The organism is Oceanidesulfovibrio marinus, assembly GCF_013085545.1.
Classification (GTDB): domain Bacteria; phylum Desulfobacterota; class Desulfovibrionia; order Desulfovibrionales; family Desulfovibrionaceae; genus Oceanidesulfovibrio; species Oceanidesulfovibrio marinus.
Map to the genome: position 1 here is coordinate 4088814 of NZ_CP039543.1, position 16198 is coordinate 4105011.

Consider the following 16198-nt stretch of genomic DNA (forward strand, 5'->3'; position numbering starts at 1 on the left):
GCTTTGTGCCGGTTACTCCTCGATATTGAAGTACTGGGTCAGCTGGACGAGCGAGAGGATTTTGCGCACCTGCAGGCTGGGGTTGGTCAGCCGCATGTTCACATTCAGCTCCTTGCTCCGTTTGCGCAGAACCACAAGGCTGCTGATGCCGGTGGAATCCATGAACGACGTGTTCGAGAGGTCGACCACGATTTCGTGCACTCCGTCCTGCGATGCACGGTCGAGCGCCTTCACCATTTCCTGCTTCAGGTCGGGAGTCTGCTTGAGCGTCACTTCGCCTTCGAGCTGGATGACAAGGGTGTCGTCCTTGATCTCGATAGAGTATGTGTTCTTCGGACGTGATTTCCTGGGAGGCGTCATGGAATCTCCGCATTGCCGGGGAAGGTCCACCACGGCGTCCCGGCTGAAATGGTTTGATGACTAACCTCCTGATATGTCATTTTTTCACGTGGCGCAAGCCTTTGCCGGGCTTTGAAAAAGCTCTGGACTCCCCACCGGGCTTGGGGTAGTCAACTGACCCCATACAGCGGTAGCCGGAATCCGCATGAAATCTGCGCGGAAGACCACGCCGCAATCCGGGCGGTTGCTCCTGCTGTATGGAGAATGTACTCATGGCCGTAAAAAACGATATCCACGCTTTTCTTGGCACAGGGACCAGCTTTGAAGGCACGCTTCGCTTTCAGGGCATGGTGCGCATCGACAGCAAGTTCGAGGGCACCGTCGAATCCGAGGGCATGCTCGTGCTGGGTGAAAAGGCGCACATCAAAGGCTCCGTCACTGTCGGGCAGCTGGTCTCGGCCGGCACGGTTGATGGCGAGCTTGTGGCCACTGTCAGCGCCACCCTGCAGAAAGGCTCTCTGTTTCTGGGCACCCTGACCACGCCCACCATCAATATGGAAGAGGGCGCCCGTTTCGAGGGCCGCGTCATCATGAACAAGGAAAAGCCCAGCGACCCCGTCAGGCCCGTTTCTCCGGGCGAGGGGGGCGACGCCTTCAGCTCGAAAGAGAAGAAGTCCTGGTTCAAGCGCTGACGCGCAGCCGGATCGAGAATGAATCAAAAAAGCCGACCCGGAAAACCGGGCCGGCTCTCTGCCGCATGATCGCGCTTCAGTAGTGACGCCACGTGCCGGGCGCTTCGCGCAGGTACTGGTCGAACTCCTCGCTTACGCCGATACGCACCTCGTCGTCGGTCTTGGCGACCTGCACATTCAGTTCCGGGTCAAGCCCGGAGTCCAGCGCCAGCTCTTCCAGGTGCCGGCGCGTCTTGTCCGCCTTCAGGCGGATATCATCGTTCTTTTCGTACGATTCCCTGGGAAATCGCGCTGCTGTGATGTAGTACATACGACCCTCCTTGGCTTCAGGCGGGCTCGTTGATCTATAGAGCGTGTCCCGTCTACTATTCAGAAAATAATTTTCAGTCGCGGTTTTGCAATGGGGTGTTTTTCGGGCTCCCTTTGCCAGCCTCGCCGGCCGCGGTCTCCAGCTCCGATCTGAGCGCCTCGTCGCGGTCGGGATCGCGCCTGGGGTCGAAGCGGTAGCGGTAGTGCAGCCGTGCGGCCGGGACCAGGTGCATGGCGCCGGCGCGGGCAAGCCAGGCCAGAACGGGCTCTCCCGGCCTGCGCGACATGCGGCGCTCCACCTCGGCGATGCTTGTGTAGAACGGTGAGTCCGCGCCAAAGGCCGCGGCGCGTCTGCTGCGGCGCGTTTCCGCCATGCGCCGGCGGCGCAATCCACCACGCCTCGCAATTCGTACGATCAGGAAGACGGCCAGCAGCCCTGCGCCGGCCAGCAGCCATCCCCGCGCGGCCGAGTTCTGCGCCGCGTAACGCCAGCGCATGAACGCAAAGGCGGCGTCCGCCCGCCAGTCCCACAGCCATTGCAGGGGCGAGAGGGCTTCCGTGTCTTCCGGGAGCCACAAAGGCGGCGTGGGGTCGATGTCCATCCACCGTTCGCCGGACCAGTAGCGTGGCCAGGAGTGGGCGTGGCTCTCGCGCACCAGGTAGATGCCGGGATCGGGGCCGGGCTCCCACACGGCGTAACCCATGGTGTAGCGCGCCGGGATGCCGGCCTGGCGGAGCAACAGGGTCGCGGCCGTGGCGAAGTACTCGCAGTGGCCGCTGCGCGAGACGGTGAGGAACTCCTGGAGTGGCGTCAGCTCCGGCCGGTTGCGCTCCAGCACGACCGAGTAGCTGAAGTTGGTGTGGAAGTACTGCTGCACGCGGCGGGCGGCCTCTGCCGGCTCGAGGTCCCGCAGACCCAGCCTTTGTACGATAGGTTCCAGGACGTCGCGATTTGCGGGCGTCACCAGGCCGTCGATGGGCAGCGGGGAGCCGAGACGGTGCGCGCCGGCGCGCATGGTCGCGTTGTAGGCGATGAAGCCTGGTGCGTCGTCCACCAGCACGGCGCCCAGGCCGCTGGTCTCCACCACATCCGCGCCCATGCCGGCGATGGAGGCGGTATGGGGCGGCAGGGGCAAGAGCCCTTCGCCCCGCACGAGATCCTGGAAGATGCGGATGGAGGGTGAGCCCTCGCTGGCTGGGACATCGCCGGCAGTCTGGGCTCCAGGGGAGAGCACGTACTCATCCGTTTCCGGCACAGGCTCCAGGGGCACGAAGGTGGCGTTGGACGCGGTCCAGTTCGAGCCATCGAAGAAGTTGTAGGCCGACGTGGCCAGGTAGAGCGGCGGCCGCATTCCGTGTGGCAGCTCCACGCGCAGCACGATGCGCCGCGAGATCTTGAGCTCACCGATCTCGTCGATGGCCGTGCGTACTTCGAAGGGGCCCTTGATCATGCGTTGGGCATAGGCTCGCGCCCAGCGCTGGGCGCGCTCGATGCCGTCCTGGGTGACGAACCCCGTGGACAGGGCCAGCACGAGGATGATGAAAAAGAGGGACGGCCGTCCGCGCGCCGGCCGGTTGGCGAACAGGAAGAGGGCAGTGAGGACGGCGATGGCCGGGTAGAAGAGCAGGCGCTGCGGGTTGGCCCCGGCAGCTGCCACACAGGCCATGCCCGCATAGACAGGCAGGAAGTCGAACCCTGCGCGCAGGCTGTCGGGCGCGGTATTTGCGTCTGGTCTGCGCCGTCCAGGCAACCGCGCCAGGGCGGAAAAGGGGATGCGATTGCGCCGGCTGTACGCCTGGGCCAGGGCCAGGGGCGCGAAGACCAGGGGCAGCCAGAGCAGCAGGGTTTTGCCCACGGGCGGGTCGTCCGGCGAGAGAAACAGGAACAGCGCGGACCCGGCCGCGATAAGCAGGCAGCAGTCGAAAAACAGGGTCACGGCCTGGTCTGAGAGCTCCAGCACGGCGCGGGAGCGCGTGAGCCAGCGGAGCTCGAACCCTGCGGCCAGGGCGGCCCCGGTCCAGAGCATGCCGGTTGCGTAGCCCCAGAGAAGCAGGCTGAGGCCGATGAGGAGGGGCGGCGTTTTCATAGCGCGGCGATGTCCTCCTCCAACCGCTGCGGCCGGATAATGCCGTCGGGCTGCGGCAGGCTGCGCATGGCTGCGCTCGGCGGATCGGCCGCAAGAATGGCGCGGACCTCCAGGCCAGCGGCGCGCAGACGGTCCACAAGCTGCCGGCGGCGGACATCCCAGGCCAGCAGCACCAGGATGACGCCGCCGACAAACGGCGCATGGTTCAGCACCACGCGCTCCAGCACGTCCATGGGCTTGTCCAGGCACGGCTCCACAGCGGCCAGCGCTTCCAGCAGGGCCTGCTCGTCCCCGCGGCCGCGCTCCGCACTGACCTGCCGGGCCTCGTCGGCCACGAACAAGAGGTCGAGCACGGTGTCCTGCTGCCGCCGGGCCACGGCAAGGGAAGCGGCCACGCTCACCGCTGCCTCGAACTGCTCTTCATGGATGGCGGCGGCAGTCGAACGTTTGGCTGATCCATCCGGCGCATTCTGGCGGGCATCCTCCCCGGCCGCCTCTGCCCACTGCGACGGCGGCGGGTAGGGAAAGGTGTCCAACACCAGGGCCAGCCGCGTCAGGTACTCGTCCTGGAACTCCTTGACCTTGGGTTCGCCGAAGCGGGCGAAGCTGGGCCAGTGGATGTGCCGCACCGGGTCGCCGGGGCGGTAGTCTCGCAGGCCGGCGAACTCCTGGGAGTCGCCGGAGGCTATGGTGGTTCGCTGGCCGCGTGGCTGGTAGCGGCGTCCGGCGCGCAGGTCCAACGGCGGGGCGGGATAGGTCCGCGGCAGCACCACCAGGGTCTCGGGCGCGGGAATGTGCAAAAGTCCTTTATACAGGCCCAGGGGGTCCACCAGCCCGACCATTGCTCCATCAAAGCGCAGCAGGCCGCGCGACACGGGCAGGAGTTGCATGGCCACGGAGCGCGACTGGCCGGGGGCGAGGGCATCCACCGGGGTGGATACGCTACGGACGCGGCGCGTTGGGGACGCGTTATCGGGCCAGGCAATGTCCTCGGCCAGCTCCAGGGACCTGGCTTCGCGATCCCCGGTGTTGGTCAGCCGCACGACGTAGCGCAGTGGCACGCCGGCCGTGGCGTGCCGCGGAAGGATGCGGCGCACGCCGAAGCTGCCCCGCCGCGCCAGACCCAGCACCACGGCGAAGAAGAGCAGGGCGATGCACAGGCCAAAGAGCTGGTAGTTCAGGGTGGCGCGGGTATCCACCACAAAGATGATGGTCACGCCGTAGCCAAGCAGCACGAGCTTGCCCGCCGTGGTGAGGCGCGAGAGCGTCCACGCCGACTTGCGCGCGGCGAACCGGGCAAGGCGGGCGCGAAGGGGGAGAGCTGTGCTGGTTCGTTGCTGCGCCATGCGGCACCACCATATCACAACCGGAGCCTGACTCCGCACTTCCGGGTTCAGACCGGCAGGGCGGCGATCACGCCGGGACGGGTATGGACTCCAGCAGCCGGCTGACCACGCCGCGGGTGGTCTCGCCTGCATACTCGGCCTGGGGCTCCAGCACCATGCGGTGGGGCAGCACCACAGGCGCGGCCTCCTGAACGGCGTCGGGGATGACGAAGTCGTGGCCGTCCGCCAGGGAGAGGGCCTGGGCGCAACGCATGAGTGTGAGCGAGGCGCGTGGGCCGGCGCCGAGGCGGACGCCGGGCTCGGTGCGTGTGGCTGTGGCCAGGTCCACCATATAACGGGTCAGCTCCGGGCTGACGCGGACCAGGCTGCGGCCGTTCATCAGGGCCAGGGCGTCATCCAGCGTGGCGCAGGGCTGCAGGGTGTCCAGGGGATGGCCATGGACCTGCGCCTCCAGCACGGCGGCTTCCACCTCCGGCGGTACGTAGCCCAGGCGGAAGCTGACGGCGAAACGGTCCATCTGCGATTCCGGCAGGGGGTAGGTGCCGTGGAAGTCGGAGGGGTTCTGGGTGGCGATGACGAAGAAGGGCCGTTTCAGCGGCATCTCGCGGCCCTCCACCGAAACCTGGCGCTCGGCCATAGCTTCCAGCAGGGCGGACTGGGTGCGCGGGGAGGCGCGGTTGATCTCGTCGCCCAGCAGGATGTTGGTGAAGACCGGGCCAGGGTGGAAACGGAAGGACTGGCGCGCCGGGTCGTAGATGGAGACGCCGAGGATGTCGGCCGGCAGAAGGTCGGGCGTGAACTGGACGCGGGTGAAGCGCGCCTCCAGCGAGGCGGCCAGGGCCTTGGCCAGGGTGGTCTTGCCCGTGCCAGGCACATCCTCCAGCAGCACGTGGCCGCCGGCGGCAAAGGCCGCGAGCACCAGGCGCACGGCGCGGTCCTGTCCGCGCATCACCGCGGTGATGTTGGCGTGCAGCGCCTGGAACACCTCGCGTGCGCGCTGCAGCGCCGCCTCATCCGCCGTCTCGCTCGCTACGTGGTCCGATGGCGCGCCGTCCGCGGTCATGTTTCAGCCCTGTTCTCGGAGTACTCGTAGTGCTGGCGGCAGTACTGCTGGCAAATGGTCTTGCCGCGGTGGATGAACCGGGAGCAGATGGTGGTGTACCAGTTGCCAGAGGACCGGTCGCTCACCGCTGTGCAGGCGTTGATACAGGACTCGCGGTTTTCGAAGCTCATGCGCAGGGTGTTGGCGTACTGGTCGCAGAGATGGTCCTGGAAGAAGCGGTCGCAGGACGAGGACGAGGCGAGGTTGTCGCCGGACTGGACGTCCGCCACCACGAACCGGCAGCGGAAGCGGACATACGTGATGTCCATTTTGGCCGGTGCATAGCAGGACGTGAGCCCGACAAGCATGAGCAGCAGGGCGGCGCAGGGGAGGATTTTCATGGGGACGTCTCTTAAGTACCGCCACTACCTGGGGTAGTGCTGGCGGCAGTACTGCTCGCAGATGGTGTTGGTTCGAACGGCGAAGTTGTTGCAGCTGGAGAACATGGTCTGCGTCATGCTGCCTGCCTGCACGCTGTTGCACCCCTGGATGCAGGCGTCGCGGTTGGCGTACTCGACCTTGAGAACCTCGGTGTATTGGTCGCAGAGCTGGGCCTGCATCTGCAAATCGCAACCGGCGAAGTTGTCGTTGTTCGAGAGCTCGTCATCTTCGGCGAAACGGCAGCGGAAGCGGAAGTCCGAGATGTTCATAGTCTCCCGCGCAGCGCAGGATTCAAGCAGGACGCCGGCTAAAAGGAGACAGCACAGGGCCATGGCAATGCGGGAAATGTTCACGGTGTATCCTCCACAGGTATATGGTCGCGGAGCGGAGCGCTCCTGCCGGAGCCGCGTCTAAACACGTACCCCGGCGCGCCGCCGCGCTAGTCGAAGTGTTGGCGGCAGTATTGCTGGCAGATGGTCTTGCTCCGCAAGGCAAACGATTGGCAGCCGGTGGTTCTGGTCTGCAAGGTAAACTCGCGCTGCACTGCCCCGCAGGCCTGGATGCACTCATCTCTGTTCAGGTAGCTCTGGTTCAGCACGTTGGCGTATGCGTTGCAAAGATGCTGCTGCGTCTGGAAGTTGCAGCTGGAGACGTCATCTTCCATGCCGCCTCCACTGTCGGCAAAGCGGCAACGGAAGCGGAAGTCCGAGAGCGTCATCTTGGCGGTGGCGCAGGCGCTCAGCGAGATCATGACAAGCAGCGCGGCAAGGATAAGGGTTCGCACGGTTCACACCTCCAGGGGGCTGGTGCAGATTGCGTCCGTGCCTACAGTACGACACGGACACTTCACAATACACCAGTGCGCTGCTCCCTGAAAGCCCCAACGCGCTGAAGTTCGAAAAAAACGTCGTGCGTCGGGGTCCTGCCCTGCCGCGCCGCCTTTCTACGAGGCCGGATGCCCGCTGCCGATAATGTGCTTGGCCGGGATGAGCCCGGTGGCCGCCGCGGAGACGATGTTGCCTGCCACGCCTGGGCCGTCGCCGGCCACGTACAGGCCGTCCACGTGCGTCATCAGGTTGGAGTCCGTCTCTACCTGGGTGGCGAAGAACTTGATCTCCGGTGCGTAGAGCAGGGTCTCCTCGTTGGCCACGCCCGGCACCACGAGGTCGAGCTTCTCCAGGCCCTCGATGATGTTGGCCAGGATGCGGTGAGGCATGAACATGGCGATGTCGCCGCAGACCACGTTCTGCAGGGTGGGCTCCAGGGAGCCCTTGTGGATGCGGTTCCAGGTGGAGCGGCGGCCGCGTTTGAGGTCGCCGAAGCGCTGGAGGATGGGCTTGCCGCCGCCGATGAGGGTGGCCAGCCGGCCGATGGCCTCGCCGAAGGCCTGATTGTCGGAGATGGGTTCCGTGAGCACGACCTTGGAGAGGAAGGCGAAGTTGGAGTTCTCGGACTTGCGGTCCATGTACGCGTGGCCGTTCACGCAGACGAAGTCCTGGTAGTTCTCCAGGGAGACGAAGCCCTGGCGGTTGGTGCAGAAGGTGCGCGTCTGGTCATCGTACTTGGAGGTCTGGATGAAGAAGGTGGGGTCGTAGATGACGTTGGTGATGTCGTGGAGGATGTCCTTGTGGACCTCCACGCGCACGCCGATCTCGATGCCGCGCTGGCTGAGGGAAACGCCGTTGCGCTCGGCCACGCCGGCCACCCACTCCGCGCCCACGCGCCCGGGAGCGAGAATGACGTTGGGCGCTTTGTACTCCGCCTTCTTGGTAACCACGCCCGCCGCGTGGCCCTTTTCCACAAGGATGTCCACGGCGGCCTCGTCGGTCTGGAAGACCACGCCCCGGCGCTTGAGCTCGTCGGTCATGTCCTCGATGTAGTGGGGCAGCTTGTCGCTGCCCAGGTGCTTCTGGCGGATGATGAGCAGGTCGATGCCGTTGATCTTGGCTTTCTTGCGCACCTCCTCAGCGGCTTCCATGTCGGTGGGGTAGACCTGGCCGTCCATTCCGAAGCGGTTGAATATCTGCTCGGTCTCTTCGATGAGCGCCTTGGCCTCGGACACGGACATGAACTGGGTGAGATCGGTCTTGCCCAGCTTGTGGATGTAGTTGAGCTTGCCGTCGGAGAAGAGGCCGGCTCCGCCAACGCCGGAGAGGATTTGGCAGGGCGCGCAGTGCTTGCAGGACATCTCCTTCTTGAGCGGGCAGATGCGCTTTGGGATCTCGCGGCCTTTTTCCAGAACCAGGACCTTCATGGAGGGGGCGGCGGACAGGGCGTAGGCGGCGAAAAGGCCGGCGGGGCCGGCGCCGACGATGATGACGTCGTACTGGGTGCGATGAGGCAAGATCATGCTCCTTACGGGGGCGCGGAGGCGCGCAATGCTATTGGCCGGCGTCGTCGCCGGAGGCGAAATGCTTGAGCAGGGCGGAGAGGTCCGTCCTGTTGACGGGCTTGGACAGGTAGCTGTCCATGCCGGCGGCGAGGAACCGCTGCTGGTCGCCTTTCATGGCGTAGGCAGTGAGGGCGATGATGGGGATTTTCACATCGAGGCCGGAGACGGCGCCGGCGCGAATGCGGCGTGTGGTTTCCAGGCCGTCCATCTCGGGCATCTGGATATCCATGAGGATGACGTCGAAGCTTTTGACGGCGAGCAGGTCCAGAGCCTGCTGCCCGTTGGCCGCGAGCTGGACCGAGTGGCCACGCTGCTCCAGGAAGCGCGAGAGGAAGACCTGGTTCACCTTGTTGTCCTCGGCGATGAGGATGGAGAGGGGCGGTTCCCGGTCCTCCTCGGCGGCCGCGGGTTGCGGCGCCGGAGACTCCGCCTCGGTTTTCTCCTCCTCGTCTTCCGGAATGGAGAAGCATGCGGTGAAGGTGAAGGTGGAGCCGCCGTCCGGGTTGTTGCCGGCGGTGATCACACCGTCCATCATGGTGACGAGGCTGCGGGAGATGGCGAGGCCGAGTCCCGTGCCGGCGTGCTTTTTGGAGTAGGAGCTGTCCACCTGGGAGAAGCTCTCGAACAGGGACTCGATCTTGTCCTCGGGGATGCCGATGCCCGTATCCGAGACCGAGAAGCGCAGGGTGGCCATGGTGTCCTGGATGCTTTCCACTCCCATGTGGATGCGCACTGTGCCCTCGGGCGTGAACTTGAGGGCGTTGGAGACGAGGTTGCGGATGATCTGGGCGAGACGGCCGGGATCGCCGGTGAGAAGCTTGGGCACGTCGTCGTCAATGTGTGACTCGATGGTGGTGGAGCGGCGCGCGGCCTGTGTGGCGAAACCGCGCAGGGTCTTGGCCAGCAGCTTGTCCGGCTGGAACTTGGTAAAGGAGAGGGTCAGGCCCTTGGACTCGATCCTGTTGTAGTCGAGGATGTCGTTGATGATGTCCAGCAGGGTCTCGGCGGAGTCGAGAATCATCTCCATATTGTCGCGCTGCTCTTCGTCCAGCTCTGTTTCCAGAGTGAGCTCGGACATGCCGATGACGCAGGAGAGCGGCGTTCTGATCTCGTGGCTCATGTTGGCCAGGAACATGCTCTTGGCCTTGTTGGCCTGCTCGGCCTGCTCCTTGGCGCTGCGCAGCTCTTCTTCCATGCGCTTGCGGTGGGTGATGTCGCGGAACATGAAGCGCATGGCGCCGGATGACATGCGGGTGGCGCCCACGTCTGCGGTGCGGACCTTGTCGCCGTCGGTGATGAAGCGCATCTCGCGCCGCAGGGTATGGCCTTCCTGCAGAGCCTCCAGCATGGCTTCCAAGGACTCGCGCTCGAACTCGTCCGGGTGGATGAAATCGCTGAGCTTCCGGCCCTGCAGCGCGTCATGGCCATCCATGTGGTTGAGGAGGTCGAGAGCCTGGGAGTTGGCCTCCACGATTTCGCCCTGCGGATTGATGACAAGGATGCCTTCCGAGGCCTGCTCGAACAGATCGCGGTACTGCGCCTCGCTCTGCTGCAGGCGCTGCTGGGTGGCGGTAAGGGCGTTGACCTTGGAGCGCAGGCCGCCCAGGGTCTCCACCAGCCGGGCCGTCATGGAGTTGAACGCCTCGGCCAGCTCGCCTATCTCGTCGCCGCGCTCCACCTCGGCCCGGCGGGTGATGTCTCCGCCCTGCACAGCCCTGGCCGTGACCACGAGCTGGGAGATTGGCCGCACGATGCGCTTGATGGTGGCGTAGGACAGGCTGGCCGCCGACACCAGTGCAATGAGCACGATGAAGAAGACCGAAAGCAGGGTGAAGGTGGCCAGGCCCATGGTGTTGCCCAGGGAGCGCTGGCAGACCACGGTGAAGTGGTCGTCCCCCAGCATGAAGGAGCGCGTGGCCATGAGCGACAGATCGCCGCCCAGACTGCGGGAGATGCCGTCCTCCTCAGGTGGTCTGAAGCTGGTGGGGCCTGTGATGGGAGATCGCGAGGACGTGAGCATGAGCCTGCCCTCGGAGTCCACCAGATAGAGCCGTTCCTTGTCGTTGTTCACGGACGCGAGCATGTGCTGCAACGCGGCGAAGCGGCACACGGCCAGGAGGTTCTTCTCGCCGGCGCCCTGGCGGCGGATGATCATGTAGCATTCCCCGGTGTCGGGGTCGAAGATGGGTTTGCCGTACACCTCGCCGGGTTTGAGGGCCTGGGCAGCCTCCAGCACGGGCGTCGGCGGCGTCGGCGCTTCCATGGGCCGGCGGGCGAAGGTCATGCGCACGGTGTTCGAGTCGTCCACGAGCATCAGCCACTCGAAGTTGTTCTCCTCGATGGCCATGAGCGAGCTCAGCTCGCCGCGCATGGTCTCGGAAGGGGAGAGCCTGTCCATGGAGGGCGGCTGCCCGTACTGTGCGAGGGAGACGGCTAGGGTGAGGCCGCGTTCCAGCCGGTGGAAGTGATCCTCGACACGCGATGCGATCTGAGAGGCCATGTCCTGCTGCGAGGAGAGGGCCTGCTTTTTCTGGACGGTGAGGGTGAGGCCGAGAACCACGAGCCCCACGGCAAGCAGGGGCACCACGGCCAGAAAGAGGAAGTAAAAGGTCAGTCTTTTTCGAATGCTTTTGTTCACTACATGCCATCCTTCAACCGACACGCGTGCAGGAGGCCGGGGGTGCGCCGGGCGCTGGCTTGGGCGCTCATCCGAAGAGAGCGGCCTTGTCCCGGCGGCCATTTTTCAGTCCGCTTGAGTAACCGGTGTCGGGTATGCCTTGTGCCGCAGGTGCGCGCAGCATGCAACAGGGCAGAGCGAAACGGCACACAACAATTACAAAAGGCCGTGGTTTCGTAAAGTCCCTGACGAATTCCTACACAAAGATTATGGAAGTATCTTTGTTGCAGTGGACTTCGCCTGGCCGCCGGGCTAGAAATGCTTCCTTTGGTCAAGGAGCTGCGCCCAACCCATCCCAGTACCGGAAAAGTCACGCCATGAGCCATCCGCCCCAACCCACGTCCAGAATCGGCGTCTACATTCCCAGCATCGCGCTGTTCGTCGCTGTGCTCATCTGGGCCAGCTCGTTCGTGGCCATGAAGGTGGCGGTCATGGCCTTCAGCCCGCTGGTGGTGATCTTCGGCCGCATGGCCGTGGCCAGCGTGATCTTCGGCTTCGTGGCCTTGCGCACAGGCATCCCAAAGGTGCGGCGCCAGGATGTGGTCATCATTCTATGCATGGCGTTGTGCGAGCCCTGCCTGTACTTCATCTTCGAGGCGTTCGCCCTGCGCTATACCACGGCCTCCCAGGCCGGCATGATAACGGCCATGCTGCCGCTGATGGTGGCGGCCGTGGCCTTCGTCTCCCTGGGTGAACGTCCCAGGGCGCGCACCTGGGCCGGATTCTTCATCGCTGTGGCCGGGGTGGTCTGGCTGTCGGCCGCCAGCGTGAGCTCGGACCTGGCCCCCAACCCCATTCTCGGCAACACCCTGGAGTTCCTGGCCATGGTCTGCGCCACGGGCTATACCGTGCTGCTCAAGCGGCTTTCCTCCACCAACTCGCCGTGGTTCCTCACGGCCGTGCAGGCCGTGGCCGGCGCGCTGTTCTACCTGCCGGGTCTGCTGCTGCCCATTGCGCAGACGCACGGAGAGCCCGGCCTGAACGGCGTCCTGGCGATTCTCTACCTGGGCTCGATAGTGACCATCGGCGCTTACGGCCTCTACAACTTCGGCGTCAGCCGTCTGCCGGCCAGCCAGGCCTCGGCCTTCATCAACCTGATTCCCGTGTTCTCCGTCATCCTGGGCACCATGCTGCTGGGCGAAACCTTTACGCCGTGGCAGATTGCCGCCTCGGTGGTGGTGCTGGTGGGCGTGGGGCTCAGCCAGGGCGGCCTACGCCGCGTTGGCGTTGAGTAGCCCAGAGCCTCGAAATCGTCTGCGTACTCATTCGCGCTCCCCTTTGTCGGGGATGGCATGCGCCGCAGGGCTTGGTCCGCTGCTGGACATGCAGGGCGACATTCTGCCTCGCGCGCGTTGGGTTATCACGCGGCCATTGCAGATGGTCGCCGTTCTGACCGTCCTGTCCGTCTGGGGCAGGTCGTCAGTTGGGTTCGGCTTCCAGCGGCAGGAACGCGGAGATGTTCAGGTCGGCGCTGTCCTCGCCGGCGGATGTGGACATGGGGAACCGGATGCTGCAACGCATGCCCTTGCCCGGCTTGCTTTCGAAGGAGACGTCGCCGCGTAGTTGGTATGTCAGGGCGTGGATGAGCCGGAAGCCCAGGGTCTCGGGTGATTGCAGGGAAAAGCTCTCGGGCAGGCCTACGCCATCGTCCTCCACCACGAGCTCGACGCGGCGGTCCTGCCTGGACATGTACACGCGCATGGTGCCGGAGCGCCGACCGGGAAAGGCGTGGTGCATGATGTTGGAGGTGAGCTCGTTGAGCATGAGGCCGCAGGGGATGGCCTGGTTGATGGAGAGCGGGAAGGATTCGTCATCTGCGGTGACGGAGACGATGCCGCAGCGATCCGAGGTGCAGGTGTGCTGGCCGATGAGCTCCCGCGCGAACTGGCCCATGTCCACCTGGGCGAAGTCGTTGGCCTGGTAGAGCTTCTCGTGCACCAGGGCCATGGAGGCCACCCGCTGCCGGCTCTCCAGAAAGGCGTCGCGCGCCATGGGCTCCGAGGTGTTCTCCGCCTGCAGGCTCAGGAGGCTGGAGATGATCTGGAGGTTGTTCTTGACGCGGTGGTGCACCTCACGGAGCAGGATTTCCTTTTCCTGCAGCGAGGCGGCCATGGCTTTCTCGGCGGTGTCGCGCCGGCGAATCTCCTCCTGCAGCTTGGCGTTGGCCTCCATAAGCTGCCGCGTCCTGGTGGAGATGTCCTCTTCCAGCCGCTGCTGGTAGCGGCCGTGCTCCTTTTTGAGGGCTGCGTGCTCCAACGCCCGGCTCACGGAATGCTCCAGTAGCGAAAGATCGAGCACCGGCTTGATGAAGAAGTCCGACGCTCCCTGGCGCATGGCCTCCACCACGTCCTGGATCACGCCTGTGCCCGAGACCACAATGATCGGCACGTCGGAGATGGTCTCGCGCATGATGCGCATTATTTCGAGGCCCTGGCGGCCGGGCATGCGCAGATCGAGCAGCACGATGTCGGGCCGCTTTTCTTGAAAAAGAGCCAGGCCCGAGTCTCCGTCCGAGGCGGTGAGGGTCTGGAAACCCGAGTCCTCCATGAAGGCGGAAACGCTTTCGAGCAGGGATTGCTCGTCGTCTATGATAAGTATTGTGAACTGGTTGCGCATCGCGTACCGAACCGTGGATTCAATGTTTCAGCATCCCCCGAAAAATATTCCATTTTGAATGTACCAAAGCCGGTGCGGCTGCTCAAGCATTTGGTGAAACGGGCGAGTTCCAGGTTGCTCAAGACCAGGGCTTTCGTTATGTGGATTCGGTGCCGATACTCGTAGTCATTCCATACTCTTCCGTATTCCGCTCAAAAATTCCGCAGCGGTATGCCTTTTTGGATTCCAACCTCGCCTCCGTGCAACGGGGCGTCTATCAAGTTATAGAGGACGTTTCGTCGTGTGCGGCATCGTAGGCTTCGTCTCATGCGGTTCGCAGGGCGGCACGGATGCGGAGTCCCGTGAGTGGTTGCTGGCCATGGCCGAAAGCATGATCCACCGCGGCCCGGACGGCGGCGGCGTGTGGGTGGAGAACGGCGTTGCTTTGGGTCACCGGCGGCTTTCCATCATCGATCTGCAGACCGGCGCCCAGCCCATGGTTGATGCCTGCAACCGGGCCGTTATCGTGTTCAACGGCGAGATATATAACTTTGCCGAGCTGCGCGAGGAGCTGCGCAGCGCCGGGCGCTCTTTCCGCACCAGATCCGATACCGAGGTGCTCCTCAACGCCTATCTGACCTGGGGGCCGGGGTGTCTGGACAGGCTGGAGGGCATGTTTTCCTTTGTCATCTGGGACAAGGAGAAACGCCGGATATTCGCAGCGCGCGACCGTTTCGGCAAAAAGCCCTTCTACTACACGCTGCAGAACGGCTACTTTGCGTTTTCCTCGGAGATCACGGCGCTGACCCGCCATCCGCGCCTCTCGTTCAGCGTGACCACCTCGGTGCTCTCGCGCTTTCTGGCCTACGAGTATGTGCCCGCGCCGGAGTCCATCTACCGGCAGGTGCGCAAGCTGCCCCCAAGCCACTACCTGATGTTCGACCTGGAGCGCTGTCCGGACGATGTCCGGCTGGAGCGGTACTGGGAGATGCCCCTGCCGGAGGCCGAAAGCTCCAGGCGCTACAGCGGTCCCGCCGCTCTGGAGGAACGCTGCGAGGAGCTGCGCGAGCTGCTGCGCCGCGCCGTGCGCCGGCGCCTGGTAAGCGACGTGCCCCTGGGGCTGTTTCTGAGCGGCGGCGTGGACTCCTCCGCCGTGGCCGTCACCATGGCCTCCATGGTGGACAGCGTGCAGACTTTTTCCGCGGCCTTTTCCGAGGAGAGCTACGACGAATCGCCGTACGCAAGGCAGGTAGCCGAGCTCATCGGCTCGGATCACCACGAGTACATGCTTTCGGCCCATGGCTGCGGCGAGCACCTGCCCGAGATCGTCTCCCGACTGGACGAGCCATTGGCCGACCCTTCCCTGGTGCCGACCTACCTCCTGTCCAAGGCGTCCAGAAAGCACGTGACCGTGGCCTTGGGCGGCGACGGCCCGGACGAGCTCTTCACCGGCTACGAGTACTACTACGGCTTCCGCATAGCCAAGCGGCTGCTGCGCATTCCGGAGGCCATACGCGCTCCGGCGGAGTGGGCCACCCGATTCCTGCCGGCCTCGTCCAATTACGTGAACTACCGTTTTGCGGCGAGAATGTTCCTGGCCGGGCTGCATTGCCCCACCTGGATGCGCGTGCAACGCTGGCTCACGGCGCTTTCCTCCGAGGCGCAGCACGCCATCTGGAAGGAAAACAGGGCGCCGGACCTGGATCCTGGGACGCTGTTCGAGCCCACGCGCGAGCTTTTCGAGGCCTACCCCTCGGACGACGAGCTGGGCCGGGCCGTATACGTCTTTGCCCGGCAGTACATGACGGACTACGTGTTGATGAAGGTGGACCGCGCCAGCATGATGCACTCCCTGGAGATGCGCGCGCCGTTCCTGGACCGTGACTTGGCGGAGTTCGCCTGCCGGCTGCCCCTGCGCTTCCGGCTGCGGGGCTCCACCCGCAAGTGGCTGCTCAAAAAGGCCATGGAGCCGCTTCTGCCGGCCGAGATCCTCAACCGGCCCAAGCGCGGGTTCCTTATCCCCGCGGCCCAATGGCTGCGCACATCGCTGAAGCCGTGCATGGACGAGCTGATGAGCGAAGAGGCGCTGCGCAGGCACAACCTGTTCGACCCCAAGGCCGTGCGGCGGATGATCGACGAGCACCACAGCGGCAGGGTGGACCACCGCAAGGCGCTGTGGACATTGTTGGTGCTGCACATCTGGCTGAACAACCACTCGCCCACCATCGAATAGCCGCACGCATCCCCTTGCCAAGGTCCATCTCGTGCGCTACCAGGG

General features: G+C 64.6%; 14 protein-coding genes. 3 read left to right on the forward strand and 11 right to left on the reverse strand.

Features of this window, described 5'->3' with window-relative positions; translation table 11 throughout:
* Window positions 1-12: 12 nt before the first annotated feature.
* Window positions 13-360: an STAS domain-containing protein gene (locus tag E8L03_RS18040; RefSeq protein ID WP_171268090.1), complete on the reverse strand. Its 348-nt coding sequence runs from the start codon at window positions 358-360 to the stop codon at window positions 13-15.
* A gap of 251 nt (window positions 361-611) precedes the next feature.
* Here E8L03_RS18040 and E8L03_RS18045 point away from each other — a divergent pair, with 251 nt between their 5' ends.
* Complete coding sequence (locus E8L03_RS18045) at window positions 612-1031, forward strand: bactofilin family protein (RefSeq protein ID WP_144305083.1); 420 nt, start codon at window positions 612-614, stop codon at window positions 1029-1031.
* 76 nt (window positions 1032-1107) lie between these two features.
* Here E8L03_RS18045 and E8L03_RS18050 read toward each other — a convergent pair whose 3' ends face one another.
* The 9 genes from E8L03_RS18050 to E8L03_RS18090 form a co-directional block, all read right to left on the reverse strand.
* On the reverse strand, window positions 1108-1341 hold the full coding sequence (locus tag E8L03_RS18050) for a hypothetical protein (protein ID WP_144305082.1): 234 nt from the start codon (window positions 1339-1341) through the stop codon (window positions 1108-1110).
* A gap of 73 nt (window positions 1342-1414) precedes the next feature.
* A complete protein-coding gene (locus tag E8L03_RS18055; protein WP_171268091.1) occupies window positions 1415-3427 on the reverse strand; it encodes a transglutaminase-like domain-containing protein in 2013 nt (670 codons plus the stop codon).
* The gene (locus E8L03_RS18060) at window positions 3424-4773 is read right to left on the reverse strand and encodes a DUF58 domain-containing protein (RefSeq protein ID WP_171268092.1); all 1350 of its coding nucleotides are present in this window, start codon (window positions 4771-4773) and stop codon (window positions 3424-3426) included. The genes E8L03_RS18055 and E8L03_RS18060 overlap by 4 nt, the downstream gene beginning before the upstream one ends.
* A 67-nt stretch (window positions 4774-4840) precedes the next feature.
* Window positions 4841-5836 (reverse strand): AAA family ATPase, encoded by a 996-nt coding sequence (locus E8L03_RS18065; RefSeq protein ID WP_171268093.1) that lies wholly within the window; start codon window positions 5834-5836, stop codon window positions 4841-4843.
* A complete protein-coding gene (locus E8L03_RS18070) occupies window positions 5833-6216 on the reverse strand; it encodes a hypothetical protein (RefSeq protein ID WP_144305078.1) in 384 nt (127 codons plus the stop codon). The genes E8L03_RS18065 and E8L03_RS18070 overlap by 4 nt, the downstream gene beginning before the upstream one ends.
* Before the next feature lie 24 nt (window positions 6217-6240).
* The gene (locus tag E8L03_RS18075; RefSeq protein WP_144305077.1) at window positions 6241-6609 is read right to left on the reverse strand and encodes a hypothetical protein; all 369 of its coding nucleotides are present in this window, start codon (window positions 6607-6609) and stop codon (window positions 6241-6243) included.
* A gap of 86 nt (window positions 6610-6695) precedes the next feature.
* The gene (locus tag E8L03_RS18080) at window positions 6696-7040 is read right to left on the reverse strand and encodes a hypothetical protein (RefSeq protein ID WP_144305076.1); all 345 of its coding nucleotides are present in this window, start codon (window positions 7038-7040) and stop codon (window positions 6696-6698) included.
* A gap of 159 nt (window positions 7041-7199) precedes the next feature.
* Entirely contained in the window at window positions 7200-8600 is a 1401-nt protein-coding gene (locus E8L03_RS18085) for an NAD(P)/FAD-dependent oxidoreductase (RefSeq protein WP_425325948.1), read from the reverse strand.
* A 37-nt stretch (window positions 8601-8637) separates the two neighbouring features.
* Entirely contained in the window at window positions 8638-11286 is a 2649-nt protein-coding gene (locus E8L03_RS18090) for an ATP-binding protein (RefSeq protein WP_171268095.1), read from the reverse strand.
* A 356-nt stretch (window positions 11287-11642) separates the two neighbouring features.
* Between E8L03_RS18090 and E8L03_RS18095 the strand changes: the two genes are divergently transcribed.
* A complete protein-coding gene (locus E8L03_RS18095; protein ID WP_144305073.1) occupies window positions 11643-12560 on the forward strand; it encodes a DMT family transporter in 918 nt (305 codons plus the stop codon).
* Window positions 12561-12744: 184 nt separating this feature from the next.
* Here the strand turns inward: E8L03_RS18095 and E8L03_RS18100 are convergent, their stop codons facing one another.
* Window positions 12745-13941 (reverse strand): sensor histidine kinase, encoded by a 1197-nt coding sequence (locus E8L03_RS18100; protein WP_144305072.1) that lies wholly within the window; start codon window positions 13939-13941, stop codon window positions 12745-12747.
* 280 nt (window positions 13942-14221) lie between these two features.
* Between E8L03_RS18100 and asnB the strand changes: the two genes are divergently transcribed.
* A complete protein-coding gene (asnB, locus tag E8L03_RS18105; protein WP_171268096.1) occupies window positions 14222-16153 on the forward strand; it encodes an asparagine synthase (glutamine-hydrolyzing) in 1932 nt (643 codons plus the stop codon).
* The last annotated feature ends 45 nt before the right edge of the window (window positions 16154-16198 follow it).

Coding starts and splice junctions, on each gene's coding strand:
- E8L03_RS18040 (WP_171268090.1), bottom strand. CDS start 360: ATGACGCCTCCCAGGAAATCACGTCCGAAGAACACATACTCTATCGAG.
- E8L03_RS18045 (WP_144305083.1), top strand. CDS start 612: ATGGCCGTAAAAAACGATATCCACGCTTTTCTTGGCACAGGGACCAGC.
- E8L03_RS18050 (WP_144305082.1), bottom strand. CDS start 1,341: ATGTACTACATCACAGCAGCGCGATTTCCCAGGGAATCGTACGAAAAG.
- E8L03_RS18055 (WP_171268091.1), bottom strand. CDS start 3,427: ATGAAAACGCCGCCCCTCCTCATCGGCCTCAGCCTGCTTCTCTGGGGC.
- E8L03_RS18060 (WP_171268092.1), bottom strand. CDS start 4,773: ATGGCGCAGCAACGAACCAGCACAGCTCTCCCCCTTCGCGCCCGCCTT.
- E8L03_RS18065 (WP_171268093.1), bottom strand. CDS start 5,836: ATGACCGCGGACGGCGCGCCATCGGACCACGTAGCGAGCGAGACGGCG.
- E8L03_RS18070 (WP_144305078.1), bottom strand. CDS start 6,216: ATGAAAATCCTCCCCTGCGCCGCCCTGCTGCTCATGCTTGTCGGGCTC.
- E8L03_RS18095 (WP_144305073.1), top strand. CDS start 11,643: ATGAGCCATCCGCCCCAACCCACGTCCAGAATCGGCGTCTACATTCCC.
- E8L03_RS18100 (WP_144305072.1), bottom strand. CDS start 13,941: ATGCGCAACCAGTTCACAATACTTATCATAGACGACGAGCAATCCCTG.